This window comes from Aeromonas sp. 160P (genome assembly GCF_055193095.1).
In genome coordinates, this window is sequence record NZ_JBUXKV010000001.1 from 432,501 (window position 1) to 450,814 (window position 18,314).

The window sequence follows — 18,314 nt, forward strand, 5'->3', positions numbered from 1 at the left end:
CGAGTCTGGCGCAAGTTGCATCTGGCTGTGGACCCGGCCACTCACGATATCGTGGCAGCGGAAGTCTCGCTGGAAAATGTCCATGATGCCGAGGTGCTGCCGACCTTGCTCAACCCACTGCGGCGCAAGCTGGGACGTGTTTATGCAGATGGCGCCTATGACAGTAAAGCCAGCCATCAGCTTATCTCGCGCAAAGGGGCGACAGCCTGTATCCCGCCTCGCAAGAACGCTGGGTTATGGGAAAAGGGACATCCGAGAAATGAGGCGGTGCTGGTGATGCGCAAGGAGGGGCTGGCGCACTGGAAGCAGCAGTCTGGGTATCACCGGCGCTCGCTGGCGGAAACGGCGATGTATCGGTTCAAGCAGTTGCTGGCGGGCAAAATCAGTCTGCGAACATACAACGGTCAGGTAGGGGAAGTGATGGCGTATGTCAGCGCTATAAACAAACTCAATACCCTGGGTCTGCCTGTCAGAAAGCCCCGAGTGTAGCGGTCACCCGGGGCTGGGGAAGTCATGACTTGCTGGCTGATTTGGGAAACAACACCCCCTTTAATCCTGCACTACAGCAACAACTAAAATGTCTTGCTGCCGAGGTGGTGTCACCGCCGATGTAAAAATGACCCACTAACGCCGGAGTAAAGTTGACCCACCTGGGCCAAGATCGTGGCTTTTGAGCCACGCCCATGTTGACCCAGGAGTTATCAGTGGAAATCAGAGTGTTGGCCGTCAGGGCATGAGCATCCGGGCTATCGCCCAGCAATTGCGGGTGTCCCGTAACACGGTTCGCAAGTATCTGCGCAACCCGGGCCTGCCAATCTATCCCAGCCGAGCAGCCCGACCAACCAAGCTCGATCCTTTTAAACCCTATCTGCAAGCGCGTATCCAGGCAGCGAAGCCACACTGGATCCCGGCGACGGTTCTGCTCAGGGAACTGCGAGAGCATGGTTACACTGGCGGGCTCTCCCAGCTCAAGACCTGGTTATCGCCTCTGCGCCATGACGCCTCTGGCACCATCGTCCGTTTTGAAACGGCCCCCGGTAAACAGATGCAGGTCGATTTCACCATTATCCGCCGCGGCAATCGGCCTCTAAAGGCCTTTGTTGCTACCCTGGGATTTAGCCGCGCCAGCTATGTCCGTTTCTTCGATCACGAACGTAATGATGCCTGGTTGACCGGACTGCGTGAGGCTTGTCATTTCTTCGGTGGGGTCCCGCAGGAGGTGCTATTTGATAATGCCAGCACCATCATCCGCGAACGGGATGCTTACGGTGAAGGTGACCATCGTTGGCACCCGGCCCTGCTCGCCTTGGCCGAAGAGTTCGGTTTTCGCCCCCGCGTCTGCCGTCCCTACCGGGCCCAGACCAAAGGCAAGGTCGAGCGCTTCAACGGCTACCTCAAACGCAGTTTTGTCACACCACTGGCAGCCACCCTCAAGCAGGCAGGACTGGCGCTAGATGTGTCAACCGCCAATGCCCATATCGGCCCCTGGTTGGAAGACATCGCCAACCAGCGTAGCCATGGTACTACCGGTGAAGTCCCGGCTATCCGATTGCAACAAGAGCTGCCTCATTTTCTACCCCTGCCACAGACGCTACCCGTTAGTCCCGGCACCACGGCCACTGCGCGCCCCATGCCGCTGGAGAGCTTGCAGCATCCGCTATCGGTATACCAAGACCTGCTGGAGGTGAACGTATGAACTTGCAGCATGAACGCCTGATGGCCCTGAGTCAGGCGCTGCGCTTGGAAGGGATTGCTGCCCAGTGGTCAGCACTAGCTCAGAAGGCGGCCAACGAGGAGGCGAGCTTCGCCGATTATCTGGAGTGGTTGCTGCACGCAGAGCAGACCTTGAGGACCGAGCGCACCCGCCAGACCTTGCTCAAACTGGCCACTTTACCCGTGGTCAAAACGCTGGAGCAGTACGACTTCGGCTTTGCCAGTGGCGCACCTCGCAGCCAGTTGCAGGAGTTGGCCAGTCTGGCCTTTATCGAGCGGAGCGAAAACATAGTGCTGCTGGGCCCAAGCGGAGTGGGCAAGACGCATCTTGCCATCGCACTGGCCTATCGGGCTCTGATGGCTGGCATCAAGACCAGATTTATCAGCGCAGCAGACCTGATGTTGCAGCTTCAAGCAGCTCAACGACAGGAGCGGCTTAATGCCTACTTCAGCCGTGTCGTGATGGGGCCGCGTTTACTGGTGATCGATGAGATAGGCTACTTGCCGTTTGGGCGTGAGGAAGCAAACCTGTTTTTCAATGTGATCGCCAAACGTTATGAGAAAGGGAGCCTGATCTTGACGAGCAATCTGCCCTTTAGCCAGTGGGCCAGCACCTTTGCCGATGATCAGACACTGACGGCAGCTATGCTCGATAGACTGTTACATCATGCACACATCGTTCAGATCAGCGGTGAAAGCTATCGTTTGAAAGAGAAACGCAAAGCGGGGGCCACACCCAAAACCAATTAACCCCATGTCCGGGTGGATCACTTTTCAATCGGCGAAATTAGCCAGAGTGGATCAGTTTTCGGTCGGCGTTGACAAGGTGGCGCCAAGTCCATATATAGGAGAACGCAAATCGTCAGGCCAGCACCCTCAGATATCCAAAGACGTAGTAGGTGAATCGCTTCCGCTTTCTGGTCTGCATGGCTTGCTCTGATATTTATCCTCCTGTGCCCAAGCAGATAAAGACTGTCGCAACCAAGCGCACCACAACAAGTGTGGAGATTCATCATGCGGCACAGCCTGTGGATGGAATGCGTGAAGTTGTGCACCTAGATGAGGAGGCCTTACCCTGACAACCAGGCAAAGTAGGCGGCCTTTTAAAATTATCTCGCCTATCAATCACGCGGGGCAGCTCAGCCTATAGGCACCGCTGCTCGGCTGACTGTAGCGTTTGATCCAGGTGTACATACCGAGTCAGGAAACACCGCGTCGCTCGGCAACCTACGCCACAGGTAATGGCGCTCTGTCACCAGCTTGACAGCGGCTAATTTGAATTCGTCTGTATAACGTTGCGGCTTAATCATCATTTCACCTAAATAACATCGGTTTAAGGCGCTTGAGGTGTCGAGGCAAGCGAGATGATTCATTTAGGACAGTTGAGGCAGTTGAGGCAGTTGAGGCAGTTGAGGCAGTTGAGGCAGTTGAGGCAGTTGAGGCAGTTGAGGCAGTTGAGGCAGTTGAGGCAGTTGAGGCAGTTGAGGCAGTTGAGGCAGTTGAGGCAGTTGAGGCAGTTGAGGCAGTTGAGGCAGTTGAGGCAGTTGAGGCAGTTGAGGCAGTTGAGGCAGTTGAGGCAGTTGAGGCAGTTGAGGCAGTTGAGGCAGTTGAGGCAGTATCAGAATCTATTAAAAGAAAAGCCGGGACAAGCCCGGCTTTTTCTTTATATCACTCAGCAGCTGCTTCAGCAGCAGCCGGGCGGTCTACCAGCTCAATATAAGCCATAGGGGCGTTATCGCCTGCACGGAAACCGCATTTCAGAATGCGAGTATAACCGCCGGCGCGCTCCAGGTAGCGCGGGCCCAGTTCATTGAACAGCTTAGCCACGATCGCGTTATCGCGAGTACGGGCAAATGCCAGGCGACGATTAGCAACGCTATCAGTCTTGGCAAGGGTGATCAGCGGTTCAACTACACGGCGCAGCTCTTTTGCCTTAGGCACAGTCGTCTTGATGATCTCATGACGAACCAGTGAGCTGGCCATGTTGCGGAACATAGCCTGACGATGGCTGCTGTTCCGGTTCAGTTGACGACCACTCAAACGATGGCGCATGACCTTATCCTTCTAACTAAATCTGTGAAACCCGTAATCTGGATTACTCGTCAGCGATGCTGGCGGGCGGCCAATTCTCAAGGCGCATGCCAAGAGACAGACCACGGGAGGCCAACACATCCTTGATCTCAGTCAGGGACTTCTTACCGAGGTTAGGAGTTTTAAGCAACTCAACTTCGGTACGCTGTACCAGATCACCAATATAGTGGATAGCTTCTGCCTTCAGACAGTTCGCAGAACGAACTGTCAGCTCCAAATCATCGACAGGACGCAGCAGAATCGGATCAAACTCGGGTTTCTCTTCTTTCTTCTCGGGCACGCTGACATCGCGCAGATCCACGAAGGCTTCCAGCTGCTCAGCCAAAATAGTGGCAGAGCGACGGATAGCTTCTTCAGGATCCAGAGTACCATTGGTCTCCATGTCGATGACGAGCTTGTCCAAGTCGGTACGCTGTTCCACACGTGCTGCCTCAACATTGTAGGCAATACGAACGATGGGGCTGAACGCAGAGTCCAGCAGCAGGCGACCTATCGGACGCTCTTCATCATCGTTGTGAACACGAGCAGAAGCAGGCACATAACCACGACCGCGCTGAACTTTCAGGCGCATGCTGATGTCAGCATTAGCACCGGTCAGGTGGCAGATTACGTGCTCCGGGTTTACGATCTCGACTTCATCACCGTGAGTGATATCACCAGCGGTAACGGGGCCTGTTCCAGACTTGGTCAGGGACAGAGTTACCTCGTCCTTGCCTTCCAGCTTCACAGCGATACCTTTCAGGTTAAGCAGAATTTCAAGAATGTCTTCCTGCACACCTTCTTTGCTGCTGTACTCATGCAGTACCCCGTCAATTTCGACTTCAGTAACTGCACAACCGGGCATAGATGACAGCAAAATACGACGCAGAGCATTGCCCAGCGTGTGGCCAAAGCCACGCTCAAGTGGCTCAAGAGTCACTTTCGCATGAGTCGGGCTAACTTGCTCGATGTCAACTAGCCGCGGTTTAAGAAAATCTGTTACAGAACCCAGCATTGTGTCCTCTCTTTAGAAGCTAGCTTTACTTGGAGTAAAGCTCGACGATCAGCTGTTCGTTAATGTCGGCAGACAGGTCGGAACGCTCTGGCAGACGCTTGTAAGCACCTTCCATTTTAGCGGCGTCAACCTCTACCCAAGTCGGCTTCTCACGCTGACCAGCAACCTCAAGGGATGCTTTGATACGCGCTTGCTTCTTAGCCTTCTCACGAACGCAGATCACGTCCTCAGGGGAAACCTGGAAAGAAGGAATGTTCACAACGCGACCGTTTACCATGATGGCCTTGTGGCTCACCAGCTGGCGAGATTCAGCACGAGTAGCGCCGAAGCCCATACGGTAAACAACGTTGTCCAAACGACCTTCCAGCAGCTGCAACAGGTTTTCACCGGTGTTACCTTTTTGACGGGCAGCATCGCGATAGTAGTTGCGGAACTGTTTTTCCAATACGCCGTAAATACGACGAACTTTTTGCTTTTCGCGCAGCTGAACACCGTAGTCGGACAGACGCGCTTTACGCGCACCGTGCTGACCAGGAGCGGTGTCAATCTTGCACTTAGAGTCAATCGCGCGAACGCCAGACTTCAGGAAGAGGTCTGTACCCTCGCGACGGCTAAGCTTAAGCTTAGGACCGATATATCTTGCCATCTTCTTTCTCCAACAATCCTAGACCAAGTTGCAACAGCGTTATACGCGGCGCTTCTTGGGAGGACGACAACCGTTGTGCGGGATCGGAGTCACATCAGTAATATTAGTGATGCGGAAACCAGCCGCGTTCAGAGCGCGGATGGATGACTCACGACCGGGACCCGGACCTTTGACCATGACTTCCAGGTTCTTCACGCCGTATTCTTTGGCGATCTCACCAGCACGCTCAGCAGCTACCTGGGCAGCAAACGGAGTGGACTTACGGGAACCACGGAAACCTGAACCACCAGAGGTAGCCCATGACAGAGCATTGCCCTGACGGTCAGTAATGGTCACGATTGTGTTGTTGAAAGATGCATGAACGTGCGCAATACCGTCGCTCACTTGCTTTTTAACGCGCTTGCGAGCACGAGTCGGAGTTTTAGCCATTTTCTACCTTCCCGTTACTTCTTGATAGCCTTGCGCGGACCCTTACGGGTACGAGCGTTGGTCTTGGTACGTTGACCACGAACAGGCAGGCTACGACGGTGACGCAAACCACGGTAGCAACCCAGATCCATCAATCGCTTGATGTTCATGGAAATCTGACGACGCAGGTCACCTTCAACGGTGAATTTACCTACTTGTTCACGCAGACTCTCGATCTGAGCTTCGTCCAGGTCTTTAATTTTCACATTCTCAGCGATACCGGCTGCGGCACAGATGGCCTTGGAGCGGGTACGACCGACGCCATAAATCGCAGTCAACGCAATGACTGCATGCTTATGGTCAGGAATGTTAATGCCAGCGATACGGGCCACTATTCACTCCTACATATAGTAGATTACGACCACCACAAAGCCCGTGAGCGGATACGTGGCGGTCAACCAATACACAACAAAAGTTGGCTGGCTATATTAGCCAGCACAACTATTTGTTGCAAGTACTAACCGTAAAAAATTAGCCTTGGCGCTGTTTATGCTTTGGCTCGCTGCAAATCACACGCACCACACCGTGACGCTTGATGATTTTGCAGTTACGGCAGATTGCCTTAACGGAAGCACGAACTTTCATTGCTTAACTCCGTAACTACGCCGACCTTTAGCGGCCGTAGCCCTTCAGGTTGGCCTTCCTCAGAACATCACCATATTGATGAGACATCATATGGGTTTGTACCTGAGCCATGAAGTCCATGATAACTACCACAATAATCAGCAGCGAAGTGCCACCGAAGTAGAACTGTACGTTCCAGGCAGTCATCAAGAACTGGGGTACCAGACAGATAAAGGTTATATAGAGCGCACCTGCCAATGTCAGGCGAGTCATAACCTTATCGATGTAACGTGCTGTCTGCTCGCCCGGGCGGATCCCCGGGATAAAGGCTCCACTCTTCTTCAAGTTATCAGCTGTCTCGCGGGGATTAAACACCAACGCGGTATAGAAGAAACAGAAGAAGATAATGGCTGCTGCATACAGCATCTCGTAAAGCGGTTGACCAGGCTGCAGGACCATAGAGACCTGCTGCAAAATATCAGCAACTTTACCCTCTCCCTGACCAAACCAAGAGGTAATGGTCCCTGGGAACAGGATGATACTAGATGCGAAAATCGCAGGAATCACACCGGCCATATTTACTTTCAATGGCAGGTGTGTGCTTTGCGCGGCGAATACCTGGCGGCCTTGTTGACGCTTTGCATAGTTAACAACGATACGACGCTGACCACGCTCCACGAACACCACAAAGTAAGTCACTGCGAAAACAATCAAGCCCAGCAACAACAACAGCAGGATGTGTAATTCCCCTTGACGTGCCTGTTCGGCCGTAGCGCCAATGGCATGCGGCAGACCAGCAACGATACCCGTGAAAATAATCAACGAGATACCATTACCAATCCCACGCTCGGTAATCTGTTCACCCAACCACATCAAAAACATGGTACCGGTGACCAGACTTACAACAGCTGTGAAGTAGAAACCAAGACCCGGGTGAGACACGAGCCCTTGCATCATATTCGGCAGACCTGTTGCAATACCAATGGCCTGGAAAGTTCCCAAAACCAGCGTGCCCCAACGAGTATATTGGTTAATCTTGCGACGGCCGGATTCACCTTCTTTCTTGAGTTCAGCAAGAGCGGGGTGAACCACTGTCAGCAGCTGGATGATGATCGACGCCGAAATATACGGCATGATCCCCAGCGCAAGAATAGAAGCACGCGATAGTGCACCACCACTGAACATGTTAAACATCTCAATGATGGTGCCCTTCTGTTGTTGGAACAACTCGGCCAGTACGGCGGCGTCAATACCAGGAATCGGCACATAAGAGCCTGCACGGAAAACGATAATCGCCCCGAGAACGAAGAGCAGACGGCTCTTCAATTCACTCAGACCACCCTGTGCTTTAACATCCAATCCTGGTTTCTTAGCCATTGTACTGATTATTCCTCGATTTTACCGCCAGCGGCCTCGATGGCTGCACGTGCACCTTTGGTGACGGACACACCACGAACGGTCACAGCACGGTCAATGTTGCCAGACAGAACAACTTTAGCGAAAACGATGTTCTTAGTAACAACACCGGCTTGCTTCAGAGTGCTCAGATCGACCACATCACCTTCTACCATGGCGATTTCGTTCAGACGCACTTCAGCTGAAATCAGCGATTTGCGAGAGAAGAAACCGAACTTCGGCAGACGGATTTTCAAAGGCATCTGACCACCTTCGAAACCGTTGCGGACTTTACCGCCACCGGAACGAGAGGTTTGGCCTTTAACACCACGACCACCGGTCTTGCCTAAGCCGGAGCCGATACCACGACCACGACGTTGTTTTTCAGGCTTGGAACCAGCGGCCGGAGACAGAGTGTTCAGACGCATGCTTAGCCCTCCACCTTAACCATGTAATAAACCTGGTTGATCATACCGCGTACGCAAGGAGTATCTTCCAGCTCAACAGTGTGACCAATGCGACGCAGACCCAGACCACGCAGAGTCGCCTTGTGCTTTGGCAGACGGCCGATAGAGCTGCGAGTTTGAGTTACTTTTACAGTGTTAGCCATGTCGCATTACCCCAGAATTTCTTCAACGCGCAGACCACGCTTGGCAGCGATCTGGGCCGGGGATTGACCCTGTACCAGAGCGTCTACAGTTGCGCGAACAACGTTGATTGGGTTGGTGGAACCGTAGGTCTTGGCCAGCACGTTGTGGATACCAGCAACTTCCAGAACAGCACGCATGGCGCCGCCTGCAATGATACCAGTACCTTGTGAGGCCGGCTTCATGAACACGGAAGAACCTGAGTGAACACCACGCACCGGGTGGTGCAGAGTGCCATTGTTCAGCTCAACCTTGCTCAGGTTACGCTTAGCCTGTTCCATTGCTTTTTGAATAGCAGCTGGAACTTCACGGGCTTTACCGTAACCGTAACCTACACGGCCGTTACCATCACCCACCACGGTCAACGCGGTGAAGGACATGATACGACCACCTTTAACAGTTTTCGAAACACGGTTGACTGCAATCAGCTTTTCTTGCAGTTCGCCGGCTTGAGATTCGACTTTAGCCATCTTCGACTCCTAGCTTAGAACTGAAGACCAGCGTCACGTGCAGCAGTTGCCAGAGCGGCAATGCGACCATGATACTTGAAACCGGAACGATCGAAAGATACGTTCTGAACGCCTTTGGCAATAGCACGCTCAGCGATTGCTTTACCCACTGCGGTAGCTGCATCAGCATTACCGGAGTGTTTGAGCCCTTCACTGATGGCTTTCTCTACTGTGGAAGCAGAGGCCAGAACTTCGGAACCGTTGGCTGCGATTACCTGCGCGTAGATATGACGCGGGGTACGGTGAACAACCAGACGGGTAGCTCCCAGTTCCTGCATCTTCTTCCGAGCACGAGTAGCACGACGGAGACGAGCTGCTTTCTTGTCCATAGTGTTACCTTACTTCTTCTTAGCTTCTTTAGTACGCACTTGCTCATTGGCATAGCGTACACCCTTGCCCTTGTAGGGCTCCGGAGCGCGGTAAGAACGGATATCGGCGGCGACTTGGCCAACCATCTGCTTGTCGACACCACGCAGAACGATTTCTGTGGCAGTCGGACACTCAGCGGTCACACCAGCCGGCAGCGCATGCTCTACCGGGTGAGAGAAGCCCAGAGCCAGCGCTACAGCATTGCCCTTGATGGAGGCTTTGTAACCTACACCAACCAGCTGCAGCTTGCGCTCGAAGCCTTGGGTAACACCGATTACCATGTTGTTGACCAATGCACGTGCAGTACCGGCCTGAGCGTCAGCACCAGCGATGCTGTCGCGCGGGGCGAACTTCAGTACATTGTCTTCTTTGGTCACTTCTACACCGGCGTGAATAGAGCGAACCAGAGAACCTTTACCACCTTTGATGGTCAGTTCCTGGCCGTTCAGAGTCACCTCTACGCCAGCAGGAATAGTGACGGGTGCCTTAGCAACACGAGACATTTCCTACCTCCTATTAAGCGACGTAGCAGATGATCTCACCGCCCATGCTTGCTTTGCGAGCAGCACGGTCAGTCATCACACCTTTAGACGTGGACACGATAGCAACACCGAGACCGCCCATAACTTTCGGCAGATCAGTAGTGCGCTTGTAAATACGCAGGCCGGGACGGCTCACGCGTTGGATCAGTTCTACAACTGGCTTGCCCTGGAAATATTTCAGTTCAATTTCCAGTTCCGGCTTCACATCACCAGCTACGGAGTAGCCAGCGATGTAACCTTCTTCTTTCAGCACGTTGGCAATCGCCACTTTCAGCTTGGAAGAAGGCATGGAAACCGCAACTTTGCTCGCCGCCTGACCGTTACGGATGCGGGTCAGCATATCCGCGATCGGATCTTGCATGCTCATAAGTCTAACTCCCGAGATTCGTTACCAAGAAGCCTTCTTCAGGCCCGGAATTTCGCCCTTCATGGCATGCTCACGCACCTTGATGCGAGACAAACCAAACTTGCGCAGGAAACCGTGCGGACGACCAGTAATATTGCAACGGTTACGCTGGCGGGACGGACTGGAATCACGGGGCAGCTGTTGCAGTTGCAGTACAGCATCCCAACGCGCTTCTTCAGAAGCGTTCATATCAACGATGATAGCTTTCAGCTCGGTACGCTTGGTGGCGTACTTGGCTACCAGCTTCGCACGCTTTGCTTCGCGCGCTTTCATGGATGTTTTAGCCATAACCCTAACCTTACTTGCGGAATGGGAAGTTAAAGGCAGCCAGCAGAGCACGGCCTTCTTCATCGGTATTCGCGGAAGTGGTGATGGTGATATCCAGACCACGGACGCGATCGACTTTGTCATAGTCGATTTCCGGGAAGATGATTTGCTCACGCACGCCCATGGAGTAGTTACCACGACCGTCGAACGCTTTAGCGTTCAGGCCACGGAAGTCACGGATACGCGGTACGGAGATGCAAATCAGCCGTTCCAGGAACTCCCACATACGCTCGCCACGCAGGGTTACTTTACAACCTATCGGGTAGCCTTCACGAATCTTGAAGCCCGCAACAGATTTGCGAGCTTTGGTGATCAGCGGCTTCTGACCGGAAATGGCAGCCATATCGGCAGCAGCATTTTCCAGCAACTTCTTGTCAGAGATCGCTTCACCAACACCCATGTTCAGGGTGATTTTCTCGATCCGAGGGACTTGCATGATAGTCTTGTAACCGAACTGTTTGGCCAGTTCATTTACTACATCTGATTTGTAGTAATCATGCAGTTTCGCCATCGTTAAACTCCAATTACTTCACAAGTTCGCCGGTGGATTTGAAGAAACGAACTTTTTTGCCGTCTTCAATCCGGAAACCAACGCGGTCAGCTTTGCCAGTGGCAGAGTTGAACAGCGCTACGTTTGATACATCGATCGGGGCTTCTTTGGTGATGATACCGCCAGCCTGACCCAATGCGGGTACCGGCTTCTGGTGCTTCTTCACCTGGTTGATGCCTTCGACGAATACCTTACCTTTTGCAATCAGGACTTGAGTGACTTTGCCACGCTTGCCCTTGTCTTTGCCGGTAAGTACGATCACTTCGTCTTCGCGACGGATTTTAGCTGCCATCGTTCGACTCCTTACAGTACTTCGGGTGCCAGGGACACAATCTTCATGAACTTCTCATTACGCAGTTCACGGGTCACCGGGCCAAAAATACGAGTACCGATTGGCTGTTGGTTGCCGTTAAGCAAAACAGCCGCATTGTTGTCGAAACGGATGACTGAGCCGTCCGGACGACGAACGCCTTTACGGGTGCGTACGACCACCGCGTTATATACATCACCTTTCTTCACTTTACCGCGAGGAATGGCTTCCTTGATGGAAACTTTGATGATGTCGCCGATGCCGGCGTAACGGCGGTGCGAGCCACCCAGAACCTTAATACACATTACACTGCGAGCGCCGGAGTTGTCGGCTACGCCCAGCATACTTTGCATCTGGATCATTTTAGTGCTCCGCTTTGTTTACTTCTTATCCCTTTCGGGATCTGGCTGCCCTCAAAAGGCGCGAAACTATAACACAGCTTTTTCAGAAAAGGTAGCCTAAAAAACAAACGGCCCCGCAATGGGGGCCGTTTGAAGTACAAAGTACCGATTAGGCCTTTTCTAAGATACCAACCAGGGTCCAGGACTTGGTCTTGGACAGCGGACGGCACTCGCGGATTTCCACGAGATCGCCAGCTTTACACTCGTTGTTCTCATCGTGCACGTGCAGCTTGGTAGTGCGCTTGATGATCTTACCGTAGATCGGGTGCTTTACCTTGCGCTCGATAGCAACAGTGATGGATTTCTCCATCTTGTCGCTGATTACACGACCTTGCAGAGTACGGATTTTGTCAGTCATTACGCACCTGCCTTCTCAGTCAGTACAGTCTTGATACGTGCGGCGTCACGACGCACTTGTTTCAGAGTGTGAGTCTGAGCCAGTTGGCCGGTGGATGCTTGCATGCGCATGTTGAATTGCTCACGCAGCAGGCCCAGCAGCTCCTGGTTCAGTTCTTCGACGCTCTTTTGACGCAGATCTTGAGCTTTCATCACATCACCGTCTTAATTACGAAAGTGGTCTGAACGGACAGCTTAGCAGCAGCCAAGGCAAACGCTTCACGCGCCAGAGCCTCAGGTACACCATCCATCTCGTACAGAACCTTGCCAGGCTGGATCGGGCAAACCCAGTATTCCACGTTACCCTTACCTTTACCCATACGTACTTCGAGGGGCTTTTCGGTGATGGGCTTGTCCGGGAACACACGGATCCAGATCTTACCTTGACGCTTAACGTGACGGGTCATGGCACGACGGGCTGCTTCGATTTGACGAGCAGTCAGTTGACCACGGGATGTCGCCTTCAGGCCAAAGGTACCGAAGGATACTTCGTTACCAGTGTTGGCCAGACCGCGGTTACGACCCTTATGGGTCTTGCGGAATTTGGTACGCTTAGGTTGCAACATTTACCGAATCTCCTTACTTAGCAGCGCGGCGCTTGTTGTCACGCTTGGGCTTTGCAGGAGCTTGCTCTTGAGCAGCAGCGGCAGCAACAGCAGCCAGACCGCCCAGAACTTCACCCTTGAAGATCCAAACTTTAACGCCGATCACACCGTAAGTGGTGTGGGCTTCAGAAGTTGCGTAGTCGATGTCGGCACGCAGGGTGTGCAAAGGCACACGACCTTCACGGTACCATTCGGTACGCGCGATTTCAGCGCCGCCCAGACGACCGGAAACTTCCACTTTGATGCCCTTGGCACCCAGGCGCATTGCGTTCTGTACGGCGCGCTTCATAGCACGACGGAACATTACGCGACGTTCCAGCTGGGAAGTAATGCTGTCAGCAACAAGTTTGCTGTCCAGCTCCGGCTTGCGGACTTCGGAAATGTTGATCTGAGCAGGCACGCCAGCAATAACGGCTACAGCTTTGCGCAGTTTCTCAACGTCTTCGCCTTTCTTACCAATCACGATGCCTGGACGAGCGGTGTGAATAGTCACACGGATGCTCTTGGCCGGACGCTCGATGGTGATCTTGGACAAGGACGCGTTTTTCAGTTCCTTGGTCAGGAACTGGCGCACTTGAAAATCGCTGAACAAGTTGTCAGCGAAATCTTTGGTGTTCGCGAACCAGGTAGAATTCCAAGGCTTGGTAATACCCAGGCGAATGCCATTAGGATGTACTTTCTGACCCATTGCTTATCTCCCAGCCTTAGCGTCGGATACCACTACAGTGATGTGAGCGGTACGCTTGAGGATACGATCCGCACGACCTTTGGCACGCGGACGGATGCGCTTCATGGAGGGACCTTCGTCGACCATGATAGTAGCAACACGCAGCGCGTCGATATCGGCGCCTTCGTTGTGCTCAGCGTTTGCAATGGCAGATTCCAGCACTTTCTTAACCAGCACTGCAGCCTTTTTCGGGCTGAAGGTCAGGAGAGTCAGAGCCTTGTCTACAGACAGACCACGTACTTGATCGGCTACCAGACGAGCTTTCTGGGCAGAAGTACGGGCATAACGGTGTTTAGCGATAGCTTCCATCATTTATCCCTTAGCGCTTCTTAGCCTTCTTATCAGCAGCATGGCCGCGATAAGTACGAGTCGGTGCGAATTCACCCAGTTTGTGACCGATCATTTCTTCGGTAACAAAAACCGGAACGTGCTGACGACCATTATGGACAGCGATGGTCAAACCGATCATGTTCGGGATGATCATTGAACGACGGGACCAGGTTTTAACCGGCTTTTTATCCCCGCTTTCCACCGCTTTCTCTACCTTCTTCAGCAAGTGCAGGTCAATAAATGGACCCTTCTTGAGAGAACGTGGCATGGTGATTCCTCTATGTTAACAATTACTTGTTACGACGACGTACGATGTACTTGTCGGTACGCTTGTTCTTACGGGTCTTGAAGCCTTTAGCCTTCTGGCCCCATGGGGACACAGGCTGCATGCCTTTGTTACGACCCTCACCACCACCGTGCGGGTGGTCGACCGGGTTCATCGCCATACCGCGAACGGTCGGACGAATACCACGCCAGCGGTTGGCACCGGCTTTACCCAGTTGACGCAACATGTGCTCGGAGTTACCGACTTCACCGATGGTGGCGCGGCACTCGGCCAGAACTTTACGTACTTCGCCGGAACGCAGACGCAGAGTTACATAGTTACCATCACGAGCCAGGATCTGGATGAAAGTACCAGCGGAACGAGCCAGCTGTGCACCTTTACCAGGCTTCATCTCAACTGCGTGAACAGTAGAACCAACCGGGATGTTGCGCATCGGCAGGGTGTTACCTACCTTGATGGCAGCATCAGCACCAGATGCGATCGCGTCACCAGCTTTCAGGCCTTTCGGAGCCAGGATGTAACGACGCTCACCGTCTGCATACAACACCAGAGCGATGTTAGCGGTACGGTTAGGATCGTATTCCAGGCGCTCTACTTTAGCCGGGATACCGTCTTTGTCGCGCTTGAAGTCGACCAGACGATAGTGCTGCTTGTGACCACCACCGATATGACGGGTAGTGATACGGCCGTTGTTGTTACGACCACCGGACTTGCTTTTGCTGTCCAGCAGAGCGGCGAAGGGCTTGCCCTTGTACAGCTCTTGATTGACGATCTTGACGACGTGACGGCGGCCCGGAGAGGTAGGCTTGCACTTAACGATTGCCATTTTTGAGAACTCCTCTTACTCGGCTGCGCCCATGAAGTCGATGTCCTGACCAGCTTTCAGGGTCACATAAGCCTTTTTCCAATCGGAACGACGGCCTACGCGTGCACCTGCGCGCTTGGTTTTACCCTTCATGTTCAGGGTACGGACGGTCTCAACTTCAACCTCGAACAGTTTCGCAACTGCTGCTTTGACTTCCGCTTTGGTAGCATCAACAGCAATTTTGAACACGATAGTGTTCTGCTTTTCTGCGACCATAGTGCTCTTTTCAGAGATATGCGGAGCCTTCAGAACTTTCAACAGACGCTCTTCGCGGATCATGCCAGCATCTCCTCGATTTGCTTAACTGCATCAGCAGTCATCAGAACCTTGTCGAAAGCGATCAGGCTGACCGGGTCGATACCGGCAACATCACGCACGTCAACTTTGTACAGGTTGCGAGCAGCCAGGAACAGGTTCTCATCGACTTCAGCTGTCACGATCAGAACGTCTTTCAGTTCCATCTCTTTCAGCTTGGCGATCAGTTCTTTGGTCTTAGGCGCATCGATACCGAATTTCTCGACAACGATCAGGCGCTCTTGACGTACCAGCTCGGACAGGATGCTACGGATAGCGCCGCGGTACATCTTCTTGTTTACTTTCTGGCTGTGATCTTGCGGCTTAGCTGCAAAAGTCACACCACCGGAACGCCAAATGGGCGAACGGATGGAGCCAGCACGGGCACGACCAGTACCCTTCTGACGCCACGGCTTTTTGCCGCCACCAGACACTTCAGAGCGAGTCAGCTGCGCACGAGTACCCTGACGGGCACCTGCGGCATATGCAACGACGACCTGGTGAACCAGAGCTTCGTTGAATTCGCGCCCGAAGGTAGTCTCGGAAACTTCAAGAGCGCTCTTGGCGTCTTTCATTACCAATTCCATTACTATCTCCTCAGACGTTACGCTTTGACGGCAGGTTTAACGATCACGTTGCCGTTGGTCGCACCCGGAACTGCACCTTTAATGAGCAGCAGGTTACGTTCAGCGTCAACACGAACCAGTTCCAGGTTCTGAGTAGTTACACGCTCAGCACCCATGTGACCAGCCATCTTTTTGCCCTTGAATACACGGCCCGGAGTCTGGTTCTGACCGATAGAACCCGGAGCGCGGTGAGACAAGGAGTTACCGTGGGTCATATCCTGGGTGCGGAAGTTGTGGCGCTTAACGCAACCAGCAAAACCTTTACCTTTGGATGTGCCAGTAACGTCTACCAGCTTAACGTCAGCGAGAAGATCTACTTTCAGCTCGTTACCAACAGTGAAAGTTTCACCGTTGTTCAAGCGGAATTCCCACAGGCCGCGACCGGCTTCTACACCAGCTTTGGCGAAGTGGCCAGCTTCAGGCTTGGTTACACGGCTGGCTTTTTTGGCGCCAGTGGTAACCTGAATAGCGTTGTAGCCGTCGGTTTCTACAGATTTGACCTGAGTTACACGGTTAGCTTCAACTTCGATAACAGTCACCGGGATAGAAACGCCATCTTCAGTGAAGATGCGAGTCATACCCACTTTGCGACCTACAAGACCGATTGTCATTGTTATCAACCTCTTTCCGTAATTAACCCAGGCTGATCTGGACGTCTACACCAGCTGCCAGATCCAGACGCATCAGAGCATCTACGGTCTTGTCAGTCGGCTCAACGATGTCTACCAGACGCTTGTGAGTGCGGATCTCATACTGATCACGCGCGTCTTTGTTGACGTGCGGGGAAGTCAGAATGGTGAAGCGCTCTTTGCGAGTCGGCAGCGGGATAGGACCGCGAACCTGCGCGCCAGTGCGCTTTGCAGTTTCAACGATTTCCGCTGTAGATTGATCAATCAGGCGATGATCAAAAGCCTTCAGGCGAATACGGATTCTTTGGTTCTGCATTGACAGAGCTCCAATAGATAAAAGAACATAAACCAGCACCGCCCGACCGAGATTACTCTCGCCAGAGGTGTGATTTTTCACGTTTCCTCCCATATCGGGAGGACTGTATGGCTGGCTCTCGTAAACGAGGAGCTCAGCAGCAGACATATCGTCTGGCTTACCTCATGGGTAAGCGGGGGATAGTATACGGATTTTTCAAATTTACGCAAGGGAGCGCGCACATATTGTGCACAATTTTATGTGGCAGATGGATCTCTGTCAGGGTGCCTGCCATTACCTTCACATCAAGGTAATCCCATCAAGGCATGTCCGGCGTCACGACAAGCTCATCGCCAGACTGATAGACTGCGACTTTCTTCCGTTTATGACATAACAACGATGATCAAAGATCAAAAGAAAGCCTACCAGTACGCGCTCTGCGCGGTGGCCCTGTGGTCAACGGTGGCCACCGCCTTCAAAATTTCCCTCACCTATTTTGCGCCGGTGCAACTGCTACTGGTTGCGGCGCTGACCTCCACCCTGCTGCTGGGGGGAATCGTGCTCAAGCAGGGTAAACTGCCGCTGCTGTGCAGTTATCTGCGCAGCCGCCCGTTCTATTATCTGATGCTGGGGGTGATGAACCCCTTCCTCTATTACCTGCTGCTGTTCAAAGCCTATGATCTGCTGCCTGCCCAGCAGGCGCAGACCCTTAGCTACACCTGGGCCATCACCCTCACCCTGCTATCGGTGCCGTTCCTCGGCCAGACCCTGCGCCGCCGCGATGGCGTTGCCATCGTGCTGGGCTATTTCGGCGCGTTGGTGATCGCCACCAAGGGTGACGTCTTTGGCCTGCATTTTGACAATCCATTGGGGGTGGCGCTGGTGTTGCTCTCGACCCTGATCTGGGCCAGCTACTGGATCCTCAACACCCGCAATCAGGGAGATCCCATCGTCAGCCTGCTGCTCGGTTTCATTATTAGCCTCCCCTTTATCGTGCTCGCCACCTGGCTACTGGCTGACTTCCAGCTGACCGCCTGGCAAGGATGGTTGGGGGCCATTTATGTCGGGATCATCGAGATGGGATTTGGCTTTGTGCTGTGGCTGATGGCGATGCGCCATGCCACCAACACCGCCCCTATCAGCAACCTTATCTTCATTTCACCATTCGCCTCACTGGTACTGCTCAACCTGCTGGTTGGCGAGGCAATCGATCCCGCCACCCCCATTGGGCTGGGATTGATTGTGGCAGCACTGCTGATCCAGCAGCTGAGATATGGCAAGCGCTATCGCAAGGCTGCCACCGCCACACCGGAGAAAGTGGTCTGATAA

32 protein-coding genes and 1 pseudogene (1 of these 33 only partly in view) are annotated in these 18,314 nt (G+C 53.2%); 5 read left to right on the top strand and 28 right to left on the bottom strand.

All coding sequences use genetic code 11. The features are described 5' to 3' along the window. From ACY8FN_RS02050 to ACY8FN_RS02065, 4 genes and pseudogenes are all read left to right on the top strand, one after another. A protein-coding gene (locus tag ACY8FN_RS02050; RefSeq protein WP_463099112.1) for an IS5 family transposase crosses the window boundary here: on the top strand, positions 1-489 show its 3' portion. Its footprint begins 429 nt before the window's first position; only the last 489 of its 918 coding nucleotides appear in the window; the start codon falls outside the window, past its left edge; its stop codon occupies positions 487-489. A 194-nt stretch (positions 490-683) separates the two neighbouring features. Then, positions 684-1,696: pseudogene (gene istA, locus ACY8FN_RS02055) on the top strand (IS21-like element ISAeme17 family transposase). Next, positions 1,693-2,463, top strand: coding sequence for an IS21-like element ISAeme17 family helper ATPase IstB (istB, locus tag ACY8FN_RS02060; RefSeq protein WP_099994263.1), 771 nt, complete (start codon positions 1,693-1,695; stop codon positions 2,461-2,463). The pseudogene istA and the gene istB overlap by 4 nt, the downstream one beginning before the upstream one ends. Positions 2,464-3,055: 592 nt before the next feature. Next, positions 3,056-3,433 (top strand): hypothetical protein, encoded by a 378-nt coding sequence (locus tag ACY8FN_RS02065; RefSeq protein ID WP_463099113.1) that lies wholly within the window; start codon positions 3,056-3,058, stop codon positions 3,431-3,433. Here the strand turns inward: ACY8FN_RS02065 and rplQ are convergent. From rplQ to rpsJ, 28 genes are all read right to left on the bottom strand, one after another. Beyond that, on the bottom strand, positions 3,382-3,765 hold the full coding sequence (gene rplQ / locus ACY8FN_RS02070; RefSeq protein WP_042019386.1) for a 50S ribosomal protein L17: 384 nt from the start codon (positions 3,763-3,765) through the stop codon (positions 3,382-3,384). The genes ACY8FN_RS02065 and rplQ overlap by 52 nt on opposite strands. A 43-nt stretch (positions 3,766-3,808) precedes the next feature. Then, positions 3,809-4,798: a DNA-directed RNA polymerase subunit alpha gene (locus tag ACY8FN_RS02075; protein WP_042019383.1), complete on the bottom strand. Its 990-nt coding sequence runs from the start codon at positions 4,796-4,798 to the stop codon at positions 3,809-3,811. 25 nt (positions 4,799-4,823) lie between these two features. Beyond that, positions 4,824-5,444 carry a 30S ribosomal protein S4 gene (gene rpsD, locus ACY8FN_RS02080; RefSeq protein WP_042019380.1) on the bottom strand — a complete coding sequence of 207 codons (621 nt, stop codon included), beginning with the start codon at positions 5,442-5,444 and terminating at the stop codon, positions 4,824-4,826. Positions 5,445-5,483: 39 nt separating this feature from the next. After that, positions 5,484-5,873 carry a 30S ribosomal protein S11 gene (gene rpsK, locus ACY8FN_RS02085; protein ID WP_005319702.1) on the bottom strand — a complete coding sequence of 130 codons (390 nt, stop codon included), beginning with the start codon at positions 5,871-5,873 and terminating at the stop codon, positions 5,484-5,486. Between the two features lie 14 nt (positions 5,874-5,887). Beyond that, complete coding sequence (gene rpsM, locus ACY8FN_RS02090) at positions 5,888-6,244, bottom strand: 30S ribosomal protein S13 (protein WP_005307991.1); 357 nt, start codon at positions 6,242-6,244, stop codon at positions 5,888-5,890. Positions 6,245-6,383: 139 nt separating this feature from the next. Next, complete coding sequence (rpmJ, locus tag ACY8FN_RS02095; RefSeq protein WP_005319705.1) at positions 6,384-6,497, bottom strand: 50S ribosomal protein L36; 114 nt, start codon at positions 6,495-6,497, stop codon at positions 6,384-6,386. 27 nt (positions 6,498-6,524) lie between these two features. After that, positions 6,525-7,853 carry a preprotein translocase subunit SecY gene (secY, locus tag ACY8FN_RS02100; RefSeq protein WP_042019379.1) on the bottom strand — a complete coding sequence of 443 codons (1,329 nt, stop codon included), beginning with the start codon at positions 7,851-7,853 and terminating at the stop codon, positions 6,525-6,527. An 8-nt stretch (positions 7,854-7,861) separates the two neighbouring features. Further along, positions 7,862-8,299 carry a 50S ribosomal protein L15 gene (gene rplO / locus ACY8FN_RS02105; protein ID WP_042019377.1) on the bottom strand — a complete coding sequence of 146 codons (438 nt, stop codon included), beginning with the start codon at positions 8,297-8,299 and terminating at the stop codon, positions 7,862-7,864. Between the two features lie 2 nt (positions 8,300-8,301). Beyond that, complete coding sequence (gene rpmD / locus ACY8FN_RS02110; protein ID WP_005307985.1) at positions 8,302-8,481, bottom strand: 50S ribosomal protein L30; 180 nt, start codon at positions 8,479-8,481, stop codon at positions 8,302-8,304. 6 nt (positions 8,482-8,487) lie between these two features. Next, entirely contained in the window at positions 8,488-8,988 is a 501-nt protein-coding gene (gene rpsE / locus ACY8FN_RS02115; RefSeq protein WP_005319713.1) for a 30S ribosomal protein S5, read from the bottom strand. A gap of 14 nt (positions 8,989-9,002) precedes the next feature. Then, a complete protein-coding gene (gene rplR / locus ACY8FN_RS02120; protein WP_042019374.1) occupies positions 9,003-9,356 on the bottom strand; it encodes a 50S ribosomal protein L18 in 354 nt (117 codons plus the stop codon). A gap of 9 nt (positions 9,357-9,365) precedes the next feature. Next, positions 9,366-9,899, bottom strand: a complete 534-nt coding sequence (gene rplF, locus ACY8FN_RS02125) for a 50S ribosomal protein L6 (RefSeq protein WP_042019373.1) — start codon at positions 9,897-9,899, stop codon at positions 9,366-9,368. Positions 9,900-9,912: 13 nt separating this feature from the next. After that, positions 9,913-10,305 (bottom strand): 30S ribosomal protein S8, encoded by a 393-nt coding sequence (gene rpsH, locus ACY8FN_RS02130; protein ID WP_042019371.1) that lies wholly within the window; start codon positions 10,303-10,305, stop codon positions 9,913-9,915. Positions 10,306-10,326: 21 nt separating this feature from the next. Then, on the bottom strand, positions 10,327-10,632 hold the full coding sequence (gene rpsN, locus ACY8FN_RS02135; protein WP_042010205.1) for a 30S ribosomal protein S14: 306 nt from the start codon (positions 10,630-10,632) through the stop codon (positions 10,327-10,329). Positions 10,633-10,642: 10 nt separating this feature from the next. Beyond that, on the bottom strand, positions 10,643-11,182 hold the full coding sequence (gene rplE, locus ACY8FN_RS02140; protein WP_005319725.1) for a 50S ribosomal protein L5: 540 nt from the start codon (positions 11,180-11,182) through the stop codon (positions 10,643-10,645). A 13-nt stretch (positions 11,183-11,195) separates the two neighbouring features. Then, positions 11,196-11,513, bottom strand: coding sequence for a 50S ribosomal protein L24 (gene rplX / locus ACY8FN_RS02145; protein ID WP_042019369.1), 318 nt, complete (start codon positions 11,511-11,513; stop codon positions 11,196-11,198). Positions 11,514-11,524: 11 nt separating this feature from the next. Then, positions 11,525-11,893, bottom strand: coding sequence for a 50S ribosomal protein L14 (gene rplN, locus ACY8FN_RS02150; protein WP_005890908.1), 369 nt, complete (start codon positions 11,891-11,893; stop codon positions 11,525-11,527). Between the two features lie 148 nt (positions 11,894-12,041). Next, positions 12,042-12,290, bottom strand: coding sequence for a 30S ribosomal protein S17 (gene rpsQ / locus ACY8FN_RS02155; protein ID WP_042019367.1), 249 nt, complete (start codon positions 12,288-12,290; stop codon positions 12,042-12,044). After that, entirely contained in the window at positions 12,290-12,481 is a 192-nt protein-coding gene (gene rpmC / locus ACY8FN_RS02160) for a 50S ribosomal protein L29 (protein WP_042019365.1), read from the bottom strand. Before rpmC ends, rpsQ begins: the two co-directional genes overlap by 1 nt. Beyond that, positions 12,481-12,894 carry a 50S ribosomal protein L16 gene (rplP, locus tag ACY8FN_RS02165; RefSeq protein WP_005319737.1) on the bottom strand — a complete coding sequence of 138 codons (414 nt, stop codon included), beginning with the start codon at positions 12,892-12,894 and terminating at the stop codon, positions 12,481-12,483. Before rplP ends, rpmC begins: the two co-directional genes overlap by 1 nt. A gap of 13 nt (positions 12,895-12,907) precedes the next feature. After that, on the bottom strand, positions 12,908-13,621 hold the full coding sequence (gene rpsC, locus ACY8FN_RS02170) for a 30S ribosomal protein S3 (RefSeq protein ID WP_042019362.1): 714 nt from the start codon (positions 13,619-13,621) through the stop codon (positions 12,908-12,910). A gap of 3 nt (positions 13,622-13,624) precedes the next feature. Beyond that, complete coding sequence (rplV, locus tag ACY8FN_RS02175) at positions 13,625-13,969, bottom strand: 50S ribosomal protein L22 (RefSeq protein ID WP_005890899.1); 345 nt, start codon at positions 13,967-13,969, stop codon at positions 13,625-13,627. Positions 13,970-13,979: 10 nt separating this feature from the next. After that, positions 13,980-14,258, bottom strand: coding sequence for a 30S ribosomal protein S19 (gene rpsS / locus ACY8FN_RS02180; RefSeq protein WP_005307960.1), 279 nt, complete (start codon positions 14,256-14,258; stop codon positions 13,980-13,982). Between the two features lie 22 nt (positions 14,259-14,280). Next, positions 14,281-15,102, bottom strand: a complete 822-nt coding sequence (rplB, locus tag ACY8FN_RS02185; protein WP_033130006.1) for a 50S ribosomal protein L2 — start codon at positions 15,100-15,102, stop codon at positions 14,281-14,283. Between the two features lie 15 nt (positions 15,103-15,117). Then, on the bottom strand, positions 15,118-15,420 hold the full coding sequence (rplW, locus tag ACY8FN_RS02190) for a 50S ribosomal protein L23 (protein ID WP_042019359.1): 303 nt from the start codon (positions 15,418-15,420) through the stop codon (positions 15,118-15,120). After that, the gene (gene rplD, locus ACY8FN_RS02195; protein WP_042019358.1) at positions 15,417-16,022 is read right to left on the bottom strand and encodes a 50S ribosomal protein L4; all 606 of its coding nucleotides are present in this window, start codon (positions 16,020-16,022) and stop codon (positions 15,417-15,419) included. The genes rplW and rplD overlap by 4 nt, the downstream gene beginning before the upstream one ends. Before the next feature lie 17 nt (positions 16,023-16,039). Next, positions 16,040-16,672, bottom strand: coding sequence for a 50S ribosomal protein L3 (rplC, locus tag ACY8FN_RS02200; protein ID WP_042019356.1), 633 nt, complete (start codon positions 16,670-16,672; stop codon positions 16,040-16,042). A gap of 22 nt (positions 16,673-16,694) precedes the next feature. Then, on the bottom strand, positions 16,695-17,006 hold the full coding sequence (rpsJ, locus tag ACY8FN_RS02205; protein ID WP_042019353.1) for a 30S ribosomal protein S10: 312 nt from the start codon (positions 17,004-17,006) through the stop codon (positions 16,695-16,697). Positions 17,007-17,384: 378 nt separating this feature from the next. Here rpsJ and ACY8FN_RS02210 point away from each other — a divergent pair, with 378 nt between their 5' ends. Beyond that, on the top strand, positions 17,385-18,311 hold the full coding sequence (locus tag ACY8FN_RS02210) for a DMT family transporter (RefSeq protein ID WP_463099114.1): 927 nt from the start codon (positions 17,385-17,387) through the stop codon (positions 18,309-18,311). The last annotated feature ends 3 nt before the right edge of the window (positions 18,312-18,314 follow it).

Coding starts and splice junctions, on each gene's coding strand:
- rplO (WP_042019377.1), bottom strand. CDS start 8,299: ATGCGTCTGAACACTCTGTCTCCGGCCGCTGGTTCCAAGCCTGAAAAA.
- rpsQ (WP_042019367.1), bottom strand. CDS start 12,290: ATGACTGACAAAATCCGTACTCTGCAAGGTCGTGTAATCAGCGACAAG.
- ACY8FN_RS02075 (WP_042019383.1), bottom strand. CDS start 4,798: ATGCTGGGTTCTGTAACAGATTTTCTTAAACCGCGGCTAGTTGACATC.
- rplQ (WP_042019386.1), bottom strand. CDS start 3,765: ATGCGCCATCGTTTGAGTGGTCGTCAACTGAACCGGAACAGCAGCCAT.
- rpsE (WP_005319713.1), bottom strand. CDS start 8,988: ATGGCTAAAGTCGAATCTCAAGCCGGCGAACTGCAAGAAAAGCTGATT.
- rpsK (WP_005319702.1), bottom strand. CDS start 5,873: ATGGCTAAAACTCCGACTCGTGCTCGCAAGCGCGTTAAAAAGCAAGTG.
- ACY8FN_RS02210 (WP_463099114.1), top strand. CDS start 17,385: ATGATCAAAGATCAAAAGAAAGCCTACCAGTACGCGCTCTGCGCGGTG.
- rpsD (WP_042019380.1), bottom strand. CDS start 5,444: ATGGCAAGATATATCGGTCCTAAGCTTAAGCTTAGCCGTCGCGAGGGT.
- rplX (WP_042019369.1), bottom strand. CDS start 11,513: ATGGCAGCTAAAATCCGTCGCGAAGACGAAGTGATCGTACTTACCGGC.
- rpsJ (WP_042019353.1), bottom strand. CDS start 17,006: ATGCAGAACCAAAGAATCCGTATTCGCCTGAAGGCTTTTGATCATCGC.
- rplF (WP_042019373.1), bottom strand. CDS start 9,899: ATGTCTCGTGTTGCTAAGGCACCCGTCACTATTCCTGCTGGCGTAGAG.
- rpsH (WP_042019371.1), bottom strand. CDS start 10,305: ATGAGCATGCAAGATCCGATCGCGGATATGCTGACCCGCATCCGTAAC.
- rplP (WP_005319737.1), bottom strand. CDS start 12,894: ATGTTGCAACCTAAGCGTACCAAATTCCGCAAGACCCATAAGGGTCGT.
- rplC (WP_042019356.1), bottom strand. CDS start 16,672: ATGACAATCGGTCTTGTAGGTCGCAAAGTGGGTATGACTCGCATCTTC.
- rpmJ (WP_005319705.1), bottom strand. CDS start 6,497: ATGAAAGTTCGTGCTTCCGTTAAGGCAATCTGCCGTAACTGCAAAATC.
- rplR (WP_042019374.1), bottom strand. CDS start 9,356: ATGGACAAGAAAGCAGCTCGTCTCCGTCGTGCTACTCGTGCTCGGAAG.
- rpsS (WP_005307960.1), bottom strand. CDS start 14,258: ATGCCACGTTCTCTCAAGAAGGGTCCATTTATTGACCTGCACTTGCTG.
- rpmD (WP_005307985.1), bottom strand. CDS start 8,481: ATGGCTAACACTGTAAAAGTAACTCAAACTCGCAGCTCTATCGGCCGT.
- rplV (WP_005890899.1), bottom strand. CDS start 13,969: ATGGAAGCTATCGCTAAACACCGTTATGCCCGTACTTCTGCCCAGAAA.
- rplE (WP_005319725.1), bottom strand. CDS start 11,182: ATGGCGAAACTGCATGATTACTACAAATCAGATGTAGTAAATGAACTG.
- rplN (WP_005890908.1), bottom strand. CDS start 11,893: ATGATCCAGATGCAAAGTATGCTGGGCGTAGCCGACAACTCCGGCGCT.
- rpsN (WP_042010205.1), bottom strand. CDS start 10,632: ATGGCTAAAACATCCATGAAAGCGCGCGAAGCAAAGCGTGCGAAGCTG.
- rplB (WP_033130006.1), bottom strand. CDS start 15,102: ATGGCAATCGTTAAGTGCAAGCCTACCTCTCCGGGCCGCCGTCACGTC.
- rplW (WP_042019359.1), bottom strand. CDS start 15,420: ATGATCCGCGAAGAGCGTCTGTTGAAAGTTCTGAAGGCTCCGCATATC.
- istB (WP_099994263.1), top strand. CDS start 1,693: ATGAACTTGCAGCATGAACGCCTGATGGCCCTGAGTCAGGCGCTGCGC.
- rplD (WP_042019358.1), bottom strand. CDS start 16,022: ATGGAATTGGTAATGAAAGACGCCAAGAGCGCTCTTGAAGTTTCCGAG.
- rpsC (WP_042019362.1), bottom strand. CDS start 13,621: ATGGGTCAGAAAGTACATCCTAATGGCATTCGCCTGGGTATTACCAAG.
- rpmC (WP_042019365.1), bottom strand. CDS start 12,481: ATGAAAGCTCAAGATCTGCGTCAAAAGAGCGTCGAAGAACTGAACCAG.
- secY (WP_042019379.1), bottom strand. CDS start 7,853: ATGGCTAAGAAACCAGGATTGGATGTTAAAGCACAGGGTGGTCTGAGT.